10 protein-coding genes are annotated in these 12,056 nt (G+C 62.2%); 4 read left to right on the top strand and 6 right to left on the bottom strand.

What is annotated here, in order from left to right:
- Nucleotides 1–4: 4 nt before the first annotated feature.
- On the bottom strand, nt 5–1,321 hold the full coding sequence (locus tag J3A64_RS18985; RefSeq protein WP_210065379.1) for an alanine racemase: 1,317 nt from the start codon (nt 1,319–1,321) through the stop codon (nt 5–7).
- A 178-nt stretch (nt 1,322–1,499) separates the two neighbouring features.
- Between J3A64_RS18985 and J3A64_RS18980 the strand changes: the two genes are divergently transcribed.
- From J3A64_RS18980 to J3A64_RS18970, 3 genes are read left to right on the top strand one after another with little or no spacing between them, the layout of a single operon-like run.
- A complete protein-coding gene (locus J3A64_RS18980; protein ID WP_210065377.1) occupies nt 1,500–2,507 on the top strand; it encodes a sugar kinase in 1,008 nt (335 codons plus the stop codon).
- Nucleotides 2,467–3,273, top strand: coding sequence for an IclR family transcriptional regulator (locus tag J3A64_RS18975; RefSeq protein WP_083773670.1), 807 nt, complete (start codon nt 2,467–2,469; stop codon nt 3,271–3,273). The genes J3A64_RS18980 and J3A64_RS18975 overlap by 41 nt, the downstream gene beginning before the upstream one ends.
- Nucleotides 3,270–3,674 (top strand): RidA family protein, encoded by a 405-nt coding sequence (locus J3A64_RS18970; RefSeq protein WP_210065375.1) that lies wholly within the window; start codon nt 3,270–3,272, stop codon nt 3,672–3,674. Before J3A64_RS18975 ends, J3A64_RS18970 begins: the two co-directional genes overlap by 4 nt.
- Nucleotides 3,675–3,955: 281 nt before the next feature.
- Here J3A64_RS18970 and J3A64_RS18965 read toward each other — a convergent pair whose 3' ends face one another.
- The 4 genes from J3A64_RS18965 to J3A64_RS18950 all read right to left on the bottom strand — a co-directional run bounded on the left by J3A64_RS18965 (nt 3,956) and on the right by J3A64_RS18950 (nt 8,209).
- Complete coding sequence (locus J3A64_RS18965) at nt 3,956–4,726, bottom strand: polyprenol monophosphomannose synthase (protein WP_286176402.1); 771 nt, start codon at nt 4,724–4,726, stop codon at nt 3,956–3,958.
- 76 nt (nt 4,727–4,802) lie between these two features.
- Nucleotides 4,803–5,699 (bottom strand): AEC family transporter, encoded by an 897-nt coding sequence (locus J3A64_RS18960; protein WP_307807211.1) that lies wholly within the window; start codon nt 5,697–5,699, stop codon nt 4,803–4,805.
- 158 nt (nt 5,700–5,857) lie between these two features.
- Nucleotides 5,858–7,171 carry an LssY C-terminal domain-containing protein gene (locus tag J3A64_RS18955; RefSeq protein ID WP_011776659.1) on the bottom strand — a complete coding sequence of 438 codons (1,314 nt, stop codon included), beginning with the start codon at nt 7,169–7,171 and terminating at the stop codon, nt 5,858–5,860.
- 63 nt (nt 7,172–7,234) lie between these two features.
- The gene (locus J3A64_RS18950; protein ID WP_210065371.1) at nt 7,235–8,209 is read right to left on the bottom strand and encodes an NAD(P)-dependent oxidoreductase; all 975 of its coding nucleotides are present in this window, start codon (nt 8,207–8,209) and stop codon (nt 7,235–7,237) included.
- 233 nt (nt 8,210–8,442) lie between these two features.
- Here J3A64_RS18950 and treS point away from each other — a divergent pair, with 233 nt between their 5' ends.
- Nucleotides 8,443–10,734: a maltose alpha-D-glucosyltransferase gene (treS, locus tag J3A64_RS18945; protein WP_043806441.1), complete on the top strand. Its 2,292-nt coding sequence runs from the start codon at nt 8,443–8,445 to the stop codon at nt 10,732–10,734.
- 81 nt (nt 10,735–10,815) lie between these two features.
- Here treS and J3A64_RS18940 read toward each other — a convergent pair whose 3' ends face one another.
- Nucleotides 10,816–11,622, bottom strand: coding sequence for a LysM peptidoglycan-binding domain-containing protein (locus tag J3A64_RS18940; RefSeq protein ID WP_011776662.1), 807 nt, complete (start codon nt 11,620–11,622; stop codon nt 10,816–10,818).
- Nucleotides 11,623–12,056: the final 434 nt, after the last annotated feature.

Raw genomic sequence — 12,056 nt, 5'->3', positions numbered from 1 at the left:
GGTCCTAGAAGAAGGTATGGATGAGGTCGACGACGGTTTGGTCGCCGGCACTTTCGGCGGACGCGCTGTCCGCGAGCACCGGGATGACGGTCCACTTGTCGAACGCTGTGCACGGATGGGACAGGCCCAGCCGGACGACGTCGCCGGGGTTTACCGTGGTGGTGTTGGCGTCGTAGCTCATGAAGCTGTGTTGGTCGTTGACCGAGGTGATCTGGGCACCAAGCAGCGGTTGCATAGCTTCACCAAGGACCGGGCCGATGAACTGCGGCTCGGGCAGGCCTTCGTCGAACGGGAGGTCGCGCTTGCCGGCGTCGAGGATGGCCAGGCCCGGTTCAGTCTGCGAAACAACGCGTGCCCAGCCGTGCATCCCTGCTGTGAACGGTCGGTTGCCTTCACGGGAAAACGGCGAGATTCCGCGGTAGAAGCCGTCGTCGTGGATGATGTAGGCGCCGCTGCGGATCATGAGGTCCACATTGGGACCGTCCTCCGGGTCTGCCCTGATGTACGGCGACAGAACCGTCACAACGTCGTCAAAGTAGGCGCTTCCCCCGGCTGTGAGGAACACGGAATCCGTGCCATACAGGCCTTCGGCGAGAAGCTGCTCGTGGAGCAGTCCTATCCGGGCGAGGTAGCCGCGAACGGCGGCCAAGCCGGCGTCGTCCGCTGTGTGCGCGAGCGAGCCTTCGTAACCGCTGACGCCCACCAGGCGAAGGTTCGGTGAGGCGGAGATTGCCCGGGCTATCTCCACGGCAGCCTCCACGGATCGGGCACCGGTCCGGCCGCCGTGGGCGCCGAGCTCCACCAGGACGTCCAGCACGGCATCGCTGCCGGCAAGCGTCCGGTTGATGACGTCCACGGTTCCAAGCGAGTCGATCCACGACAGGATGGTGGTGTCCGCGGGCTGACTTGCGACCCACTGGATCGCGTGCGGATCCGTGAGGCTGTTGGCGAGCTGCAGGTTCCGCACGCCGAATTCGCGGGCTACGCGGAGCTGGGCGAAGTTGGCCAGGGTGATGCCCCAAGCGCCCCGGTTGAGCTGCTCGGTCCACAGCTGGGGCGACATGGTGGTCTTGCCGTGCGGGGCGAGCAGCACACCGTGTTCGGCGCACCAATGGGCCAGGCGGTCGGCGTTGGCCCGCAGTGCGCCGGCGTCGAGCGTGAGCAGCGGCGTTTGAAGGTCGGCCAGCGTGTGCTTGGCGGCGAGGAAGTCCGCATGGGTGGTTCCGTTCGCGGATGCGGGCACTGCTTTGTGGCGCCAGTCCAGACGGCGTTCAGCCAGGCCTGACACGGCGGATGCCGAGATGGCTTCGGAAGTGTTCACGCGTTTGGTTCCCTTCGCGGTGCTGCGTTCTTGAAGCTGCGTTGTGGGGTTGTTGGGTGAGTTCTGCTTGCGTTGCGTATTTTGCAACACTGGTTGCAAACCTGCTGGTGATATGTCTAACATGGTGGCGGATCGAGAGTCAAGGCCGCTGCGAAGCGCACGAACTAGTGGGAGAACGATGCTTTCAGCCGTATGCGTGGGCGAAACCATGGCCATGCTTACCCCTGTCCACGCCGTCCCCCTGCACCTGGCAACCGAACTTCACTTCGGGGTCGGCGGCGCGGAATCCAACGTCGCCATGGGCTTGGCGGCCATGGGCCTGGACACGCACTGGGTCAGCCGGGTGGGCCACGACGGCTTCGGCACCCGCATCCTCCACGAGCTTCAGGACCACGGCGTGGGCGTCTCCGGCGTGGAAGTGGACCAGTCCCTCCCCACCGGCCTGTACGTCAAAGTCCCCGCCCAGGAGTCAGACCCCGACGGCGGCAGTTCGGTTCTGTACTACCGGCAAGGATCTGCGGCCTCGGCCATGGGACGGGACACACTGTCCAATCCAGCCGTTTCGTCGTTGCTTGAGAACGCTGCGCTGATCCATCTGAGTGGGATCACCGCTGCTCTCTCCCCCGAGTGTCTTTCGCTGTTGGAAGCAATCCTCACCTCTCCCCGCAACGGGCGGACCATCAGCTTCGACGTCAACTGGCGCGAAGCCCTCTGGGCAGGCCAGGACCGTTCCGTCCTGCAGCGCCTGGCGAACCTGGCCGACGTCGTGCTTGTTGGAAAAGACGAAGCCGAGCACGCCTTCGGCACCACCGACGAAGCCGAACTCCGCCACATGATGCCCGACCCGAAGGTGCTGGTCATCAAGAACGAGGCCATCAGCGCCATCTCTTTGGACCGGAGCGGCACCCGGGAAGAGGTGCCCGCACTGTCCGTCGCCGTCGTCGAGCCTGTTGGTGCGGGTGACTCGTTCGCCGCCGGTTACCTCAGCGGCATGCTGTTCGGGCTCGGCCAAAAGGAACGCCTCCGCCGCGGCCACGTTGCTGCTGCATGCACCCTCACCGTCCACGGCGACCGCGGTCCGCTGCCCGACGCCACCGAACTCGCAGCCATCCTCGATTCTTCGGATGACGCGTGGGCTGCTATCCATGTTGAAGACGGACAATTCAACACCAGAACCGGAGCGTGACACCGTGAGCCAAAGCCTCATGCGGGCCATCGACCTGCTCGGCGAACTCGCCGCCAAACCAGCAACCCTGGACGAGCTCGCGTCCAAGGCCGCCGTGCACAAGACCACGGTGATGCGGCTCCTGCACGCCATGGAAGAAAAACGGTTTGTGGTGAGGGACGAAGACCAGCGGTTCATGCTCGGTTCCAAGCTTTTTGAACTGTCCTCGCTGGCCTTGGAACAGCGGGACATCCGCAAAGTGGCACATCCGCACCTGGCCGAACTCAACGGCCGCACCGGGCACACCGTGCACCTCGCCGCCTTCGAAGGAAATGAAGTGGTGTACATCGACAAGTTCGAGTCGCACCACCCCGTGCGCATGTACTCGCGCATCGGCCTGACTGCATCACTGCACTCGGCCGCTGTGTCCAAAGTCCTCCTCTCCGACATGCCGCGCAGCCGGCAGGAAAAGATCGCCGCGGGGCTGGACTACGTAAAAGTTACCGAGAACACCCTGACCTCGCCGGAGGCCTTGCTGGCCGAACTCGAGCAGGTCAAGGAACAGGGCTGGGCCCACGACAACGCCGAGCACGAAGCGTTCGTGCACTGCATCGCGGCCCCCATCCGGGACGCCAGCGGCGCCGTTGTTGCCGCAGCCTCTTGTTCGGTACCGGTAGTGATGCTCAGCTATGAAGGCTTGCTTGAGCTGCTGCCCGACCTCAAAGCCAGCACCGAGGCCATCTCCAACGACCTCGGCTGGATCAGCCACGAAAGGAACTCAGCATGAGTGAAAAAACCGTAGTACTGACCGAAAACGCCCCCGCCCCGGCGCACGTATTCTCCCAGGGCATCAAAAAGGGCGGCATGTTCCAGGTCTCCGGCCAGGGACCCATGGATCCCGCCACCAACCAGTACATCGGCGAGGGCGACGTCAAAGTCCAGACCCGTCGCACGCTGGAGAACGTGAAGGCCATCCTCGAAGCCGGTGGATCCTCCGTTGAAGACGTCCTCATGTTCCGCGTCTACCTCACCACCCGCGACCACTTCGCTGCCATGAACGAGGTCTTCGGCGAGTTCATCCGCGAGAACGTGCCCAGTGGTTTGCTGCCGAGCCGCACCACCGTGTTCGTGGACCTGCCGCACGAGGTCATGCTGGTGGAGATCGACGCACTGGCCGTCACAGCGTAACCCTCTCTCACATCCCTAGGGCTTCCACCGGACGCTCTCTCACATCCCTAGGGCTTCCACCGGACGCTCTCTCACATCCCTAGGGCTTCCACCGGACGCTCTCTCACATTCGCTTAAGGCTCGACGGCGGCACTCATCTTGAGTGCCGCCGTCGAGCCTTAAACGGTGGCTGGGACGCGTTCGGTCACCACCCACATTGATTGTTTGGGCGGGCCAACACGCCGCGAAAGCCGGCGCGTCTCAGCTTCCTTGGGCTCAAAGTGGGTGGTGGCGGCACGCGCCTACTTTTGAAACCGGAGCTTCCACGGCGTGAGCGCGGACTCCAACTGTTCGCGGAGATTCATCTTTGAAGCGCCCTCGACGCGTTCTTCAAAGTGGATGGGTACTTCAGCGATCTTAAGGCCTTGCCGGGCCGCCCGGTAGTTCATCTCAACCTGGAATGAGTAGCCGTCACTGCGAACAGACCCGACATCAATCTGCGTCAGCGCCGAGGCCTTCCACGCCTTGAAACCCGCTGTTGCATCTTTAACCTTCAACCCCAGGATGGCGCCTACGTAAAAGTTGGCCCAAGCTGAGAGCGCCTTGCGATGCCACGGCCATTCCGCGGCCGTGGACCCACCGGCGACATAGCGCGAGCCGATCACCAGCGCAGCACCGGAATTACGAATCCGGTCAAGCATTGTAGGAATTGCCGACGTGGGGTGGGATAGATCTGCATCCATTTGGATGACAACGTCGGAGTCTTCCGTCAGAGCACGGGTCATTCCGGCCACATAGGCACGCCCCAGCCCATCCTTTTCTTTCCTATGCAGGACGGACACCGTTCCCGTGGATTCCGCTGCCAGTTGGTCAGCCACCGTTCCTGTGCCATCGGGGGAGTTGTCATCCACTACGAGGACATTTAGGTTCACGATCCCAAGTGCATCGAGCTGGGCAACGAGAACGGGCAAGTTTTCCCGCTCATTGTAAGTAGGCACAACAACGGTGATTTTCGGATATTCAGTAGTCAAAACGTAGGTCCCCAATTCGGTTTTCGGATCTGGTCCGACCATGGTGCCGAAGCGCGCACGACGGGCCAAGCCAGTCTATTGATTCAACTCCGACACCCTAAACGGCCACACGACCGCCTTAGCCGAACAACCAGGCCGCACCCAGCAGCAACGGAACAGCCAGGATGCTGGTGAACACAGCCGTTGACTGGGCGATGCCTTGGCCCACGCCGTAGCGGACTGAGTAGAGGACCACGTTCTGGCCGGTGGGGAGGATCGCGCAGGCAGTGACCACAAAGGTGCTGAAGGGGTCCAACTGGAAGACGAAAGCGGCCAAAACCCACGCGAGCACGGGCTGGATGGCCGACTTGAGGATGACGGCGATGGTGGTGGGGACGCGGTCGTCGATGCCGGGACGGACCGACAATCCATGCAGGGACATTCCGAAGATGATCAACATCAGCGGGACAGCCAGTTGGGCAACCAACGCTAACGGATCCAGGACAAGGCTGGGCAATTGAATTCCCAGGGCGCTGACCAGCACGCCCAGGATCGCCGCAACAGTGACAGGGTTGCGGAACGGGATGGAGAGCGTGCGCCACACTGACACTTTCTTCCCCGCAGGGTCGGTGAGGTCCAAGATCGTCAGCGCAACGGGCGTCACGATAGCCAGCTGGAACAGCATGATCGGCGTGACGTAGGTGGCACTTCCCAGGATATAGAGCGACAACGGAACACCCAGGTTGGTGGAGTTCACGATGCCCACGGACAGCGCACCAATAGTTGTGCGCCGGACACCCCACCGAGCAATCGTGCCAGCCACCGTGAACACGAGCATGACAGCCACAGCCGTCACCACGGAGATCAGGCCAGTGGCGCTCAGGACGTCGTTGATGTGCCTGGATGCGATAGCCGAGAACATCAAGCAAGGCAGACCCACCATGAAGGTCAGAGTGGAGAGGACTTTGCTTCCCTCAGGCCCCAACGCCTTGGTTTTGCCGAGGATGTAGCCGATGAGCAGCACAATACTGACCACGAAGAAACCCTTGAGGACACCGTCCAAACCGTCTTACTCAATCCACTCTTCGGGGGGCCCGCCGACAGCGCAGGCTCTGGAAACAGATTTCAGACTATCCGGCAGGCGCGCGTTACCCGTTCTGCGTTACGTAAGGGCTAATCCAAGCCCAAAGAGGGTCAGGAAGACACGCGCCGACTGACCACCGACGCCGGGACAGCTGGAACGCGCTGCCGCTTGGCGTACACCCGGGCCCTTTGGCTGGACAACGCCAGGAGCACCAGGATGTCAGTGGCCAGGCCGGAGAGGCCGGCTTCGAGGGTGATATTCGCGCTGCCCGTAGAGTAGTCGATTGCCTGGACCAGGATGGAGAGCGAACTCAGGCCCATCGCAATGACGCGGGCACCGTTGCTGCCAAGGAATATGCGCCAGGCCAGGAAAACTTCACCCAGCCCGAACACCAGGACGACTCCTGCTACCAAGGCGATTGCCGCCGTCGTGCTTTGCGGGTCTGATGAGTCGTCGTCGAAGGTGAGCCCGGATATTTCACCACCGGAGGTGAACAAGGTGATCGCCAAGGCCAGCGCCGCCACCGCCCTGGCCACCACCAGGGCGGCGCCCATCATGATGGGCGCCGGCCGTCTGTCCCTGCTATCGGTCCGGTTGGGTGGTTGATCCGAAGGAACGGGGACGCGGCGGGCGTCGACGATCGGCAAATCGCCGTCGGTGGAAATGGAGTCACCGCCGCCGTTGCGCGTGTGATAACCGGTGGAGAAGTCCTCGATGACCTGCACCATCACGGCTGGCTCAGCGGCCGAAACTGTAGAAACGATATGGTCTCGCTCCACATCGGTGTTCTGTTCAATCTTGTGCGTGATCTGGAGCGTAAACAGGGAGAAGCCGACGCTGCGATCGTACGTACCCGCGGCGAGCCAATCCACTTTGTGGCCTCCCGGCAGGAGCCAGCCTTCAGGGCAACGCCAGAAGCGGACGTGGTGGCGTTTGCCGGGGGTGTTGTTGACCTCTTGCTGGTAGGCGAAGTCCTGCTGCCGGTCGAAGAGATACAGGGGGCTGACGGGCGCCTCCGTGTAGCTCTGCCGGAAAATGGTGGAGCTGATGATGCGTCGGCTGCTGGCGAAGGTCACGTCGTCGGCCATGGTCCAGCCGGCGGCCCTCATGACCGCATGGATCTGAGGTTCCGCCCCTAGTAAGGCAACGTTGACGGGGTCACCGAGCAGGCCATCACTGGTCCGGGCGCGGCCAATGAAGTACCCAGGAACGTAAATGGTGGTCAGAATCCTGTGGAGTCGGGGCAACAGCAGGTATGCCAGGAATGCCCAGAACACCACCGAAAACCACAGCTGACCCCACCCCAGGTGGAAGCTCTCCCCCACCAGCAGAAAAGCCAGCCACACCGCAGCCGCGCCGCCAAGGATGAAAAATCCGTGGTCGAGCCGGCTGTCTGTAGCTTCTTTGTTCGGCACCTTGTACATATAGCTCCCCCCCTTGCGCTCCTTAAGCTTCGGGCCTTGGGTGGCAGTTGTACATGGGTCCACTTAAGCCAGCAGGCTTGGCACCGTGAGTTGTTTGTTGTCTATGAGCCATTGCACGGATTCGCGCACCGCCTGCTCGGGTTCATATCCAGGTGCGTACCCGATCAGGGATGCGGCCTTGTGGATGCTCATGCAGTGGTTGCGGGAGAGGTGGGCCCAGCTGGAATCGGCAAATTCCGGGGTGGTGGTCCGGCGGAACTCCTCCCAGCTCACGGTTTCCATGCGGGGCTCCTGCCCGAACCAGGACGACGCAATGCTCACGTAACCCCGAACCGTCAGGGCAGTGGGCGCAACAATGTTGAAATCCTCCCCGGCTGCAGCGTCCCGTTTCAGGATGGCTTTCTCGAAGGCCTGCGCAACGTCGTCGGCATGCACATGGTGCATCAGTTCAGTCCCGCTGCCGGGAACCTGAAGCGGCTGCCCGGAGGCAATCGTGTGCCACACGCCTGGATCCAAATTGCCCAGTGGCCCGATCGGCAACCACCCGGGCCCCACGATGTGTCCGGGGTGAATGGATGTTGTGGCCAGGCCTCCGGCAGCAGTCTCTTCCTTGAGCATGCCCGCGATGTCACGTTTCCGGATCCCGTACTGGTCCAATGGTTCAGCGGCGGACTCCGTTCCTTCGGCAATGGGCAACTTCAAGCTGACCCCGTGCCGCCATATGGAGCCGCAGTGCAGCAGATGCTCCGCCTGGTTCCGCAGACTTTCAACCAGCGCGGTGGCCGATTCGAGCGTGAAGCAAATGAGGTCAACCACGACGTCGGCACCCAGTGCCGCTACCCTGTCACCGAAGCTGCCCTCGCGTTCCTCGTGGTCGCGGTCCTCGGTGACCTGCCGAACCTGCTGCCATTCGGGGACGTCAGCGTACGGCGGGCTGCTTCCGCGGCTGACGTTGATGACCTCGTGCCCGGCGCGCACAAGCCGGGGAACGAGGAAGGACCCGATATGGCCACTGCCGCCGATGACAACTATCTTCATGAGTGCTCCGATCTTCACGAGTCACGGTACTGAATGTTCGGTACGTACCGGTAGGCCCCGGCGCCCAACGTCAACCCCGCACATAATAACGAGACTTACTTGTTCCCGGGTTAGACAAACGGCCTGCTCCCCCGACTAGCATGAATAGTCCGGGTAAGCCCGGGTACGTGACCTCTTGAACGACCCCCTCGGACGGTCGGCGTTGACGCGGCGACCACGTAAAGGAGAAAACTGTGCGGGAGCCTGCAGTCAACGAGAGCGTGTCAGAAATCAGCGAAACTCCAGAGGAAAATCCGGAGGAGACGCCACAGGAAACGCCCGATGAAACCGCAAGCGAACCGGCGGAAATCACGTTTGATGAACAGTTCTACCCGGCCCGGCCCAAGGCTTTGCGGCCGATCGCCCGGAGGCGGCAGTTCTTCGCAGCCCGGCCCTCACTGGAATTCGATGGCCTGAACTCCACCTATGTGGACTGGCTCAGGAACCAATCCATGCTGGGTGACGCCAACACCATGGCCCGGCAATTGTCCGGGCAGGCCAGCATGTGGCAGAACTCTTACGCCAGGCCCAACCCGCGCTCAGCTGTGGAGCGCGCACCCGTCTGGTTCACCGCCTACCCGCTGTCCTTCATCACCAAGGACGGCCAGTCATTCCTTTCAGCGTTGGGCGATCCTGCACTCTGGGATGCGTTCAGCCAGATTGGCATCCGCGGGCTCCACACCGGGCCGGTCAAGCTCGCCGGTGGCATCCGTGGCTGGTCGCAGACACCCAGTGTGGACGGCCACTTTGATCGAATCAGCATGGCGATCGACCCTGCCTTCGGCACCGAGGAAGAGTTCCGCCAGATGTGCGAGGTGGCCAACGAGCACGGCGGCACCGTCATTGACGACATCGTCCCGGGGCACACCGGCAAGGGAGCGGACTTCCGTCTTGCTGAAATGAACTTCCGGGACTACCCCGGCATTTATCACATGGTGGACATCCCCGAAGAGGACTGGCACCTGCTGCCTGATGTCCCGGAGGGCGAAGACTCGGTGAACATCAGCCCGGCGGCTGAAGAGGCCCTGCAAAAGGCCGGGTACATCATCGGACGCCTGCAACGGGTCATCTTCTACGAACCCGGCGTCAAGGAAACCAACTGGAGCGCCACCAAGCCCATCATTGACACCACGGGCAAAACCCGGCGTTGGGTCTATCTGCACTACTTCAAGGCCGGCCAGCCTTCCATCAACTGGCTGGACCCAACTTTCGCCGGCATGCGCCTGGTGGTGGGCGACGCCCTGCACTCATTGCTGGACCTCGGGACCGGAGCGCTCCGGTTGGATGCCAATGGCTTCCTGGGTGTTGAGAAGAGTGCTGAGGAAGAACCCGGCTGGTCCGAGGGCCACCCGTTGTCCGAGGCCGCCAACCAGCTGATTGGTTCCATGATCCGCAAGGTGGGCGGGTTCTCCTTCCAGGAGCTCAACCTCACCATCGATGACATCAAGACGCAGTCCGAGTCCGGCCCGGACCTCTCCTACGACTTCATCACCAGGCCCGCGTATCACTACGCCCTGGTTATAGGAGACACAGAGTTCCTGCGCCTTACCTTGCGGCTTTCCATGGAGATCGGCGTGGACCAGGCGTCGTTGGTGCATGCCCTCCAGAATCACGATGAACTGACCTATGAGCTGCTCCACTTCGCTGCGGGCCACAGGGACGATGTCTTCGAACTTGCCGGCGAGGAACTCACCGGCGCAGAGGTGGCCGAGAAGGTCCAGAACACCATGCGGGAACGGCTCACAGGTGAGAACGGGCCCTATAACGCGGTCTTCACCACCAACGGCATTGCCTGCACCACGGTCAGTTTCATCATGGCGGCCCTTGGCATCAACGATCAGGATGCCATCACCGAGGAGCAGGAAGCCCAGGTGCTTGACGCCCACGTGCTGTTGTCCATGTACAACGCATTGCAGCCCGGCGTCTTCGCGCTTTCCGGTTGGGACCTCACGGGCATCACAGCACTGGATCGGGAGACGGTCCGGGAGCTCACGTCGCAGGGTGACACCCGTTGGATCAACCGTGGCGCACACGATCTCATGGGGACCAGCCCGGACGCGAAGTTCTCTTTGGCGGGAATGCCCCGTGCCCGGAGCCTCTACGGTCCGCTGCCCGATCAGCTGAAGGACCCAAACTCCTATGCCCGGCGCCTCCAGCAGATCCTCACGGTACGGGAAGAGTCGGGGATCGCCACCAGCACGCTTCTGGATGTGCCCGACGTTTCCCACCGCGGGCTGTTGGTGCTGGTGAACCAACTCGCCGACGGAGCACTGCAGGTCACTGTCCTGAACTTCTCGGATCAGGACATTGCCGGCAGCATCCAGTCCTCACACCTTGTCCCGGGCGCCACCGTCCATGATCTATTCTCCGGCGAGGACGTCAGCCAAGTGGATGACCTCCACAGTTTCTTCCTCGAGTTGCCCGCTTTCCAAGGCACGGCGCTTCTCTTGAAGGACCCGGTAGTGGAGGACGAGGTCACCGAATAGAAAGCACGACGTCGGCACTCACGGTGAGTGCCGACGTCGGGCTAATTCGCGGCTCGCAGGCGCAATGGCCAGACTGCAGACCTACGCGACGCGCACGAAGGACGCACCTGGAAGCCAGCTGAGGGAGTGGACTGCGGTGGTGTAACCATTCACACCGCCACTTACTACCTGGCCGTTGCCAGCGTAGATGCCTACGTGTCCGGCTGTGATGACCAGGTCACCGGGTGCTGGTGTGCTCACGACCGTTCCGTACTGGAAGAACTGCGCCGGGGCGAGGTCACCAACTCTCTTACCAGCCGAGCGCAGTGCTTTCTCCACCATCGCGGTGCAGTCCTGCTGCAGGCCCAGCTGAGAGTTGGCCGAGGCCAGCAGATGCGTGCCGACGGAACCGGCAGTCATGGGGGCGGAGTCCGAGGTCAGAGAGATTTCCTGGCTCGGAGCGGCTGCAGAGGTGGCTGATGTGGTGGCTGACTCTGCTGCAGCCGCGTATCCCGCTGCGGGGATCCGTAGCTGGTCACCGGGAAAGATGATCGACGAAACGGATAACCCGTTTGTAGAGAGGACATCGTTCAAGCTCACGCCGTACGCTGCAGCAATCATCCCGAGCGTGTCACCGGAAGCCACGGTGTGGATATTCTCGGCGGGCAGCGCCGCTGCCGCGCCGGTGAACGCCTGCCCTGTGATGGTTGTCTCCTGATTATCAGCACCATAAACACCTGCCTGGGCCGGTGCCCCGACCCCAGTGACAAGGCCCGAAACAGCGACCGCTACGAGTGCCGGACGTCCCAGCACCCGTGCTTGGGATATCGCCGTGACGGCCAATCCCTCCAGCACAATTGAGCGTCCAGGGGTAGCCCGATGGCGGGCACTAACCGAATTCTTCGACATGTCTCTAGCCTCTCCAGTGCCTGCGGGGGTGAGCGTGATACCAACTACCAAGGCCGTCAAAGAGGGCCGTGGGAATGTGGTTCCCCCGTCCCTGCCAGCTGAAAAGCGATTGGATTCCGGTCAGCGGCAGGGCTCGGCAATCTGACCAGAGCGCCCCGGTTGAAACCAAGGCACTCTTAGTAAGAGGACGATCGCGGCCTTTTATGACGCGGCTCCCGGTAACTCACACGATTAGGTGGGGAATGAGAGAAGCGCGGAGCCCGGCTTTGGCCCACAGGCGCTCCTGACCGCTGAGGTTCGTGTCTTTCGTGACAAATGTCACTCCGAAAGTCCGGCATATTTTGGGCTTGCACGGCACTTAATCCGTGCCTTCCATGCCGTCAGCCGTGCTCGACAGGAACGGCGAAATGTCCGTCCCTTGCCAGAAAGTCATA

The organism is Pseudarthrobacter sp. PvP004, from assembly GCF_017876035.1.
Classification (GTDB): Bacteria; Actinomycetota; Actinomycetes; order Actinomycetales; family Micrococcaceae; genus Arthrobacter; species Arthrobacter aurescens_A.
The sequence above is the reverse complement of the archived record's forward strand: the minus strand, read 5'-3'. Positions and strand labels throughout refer to the sequence as shown.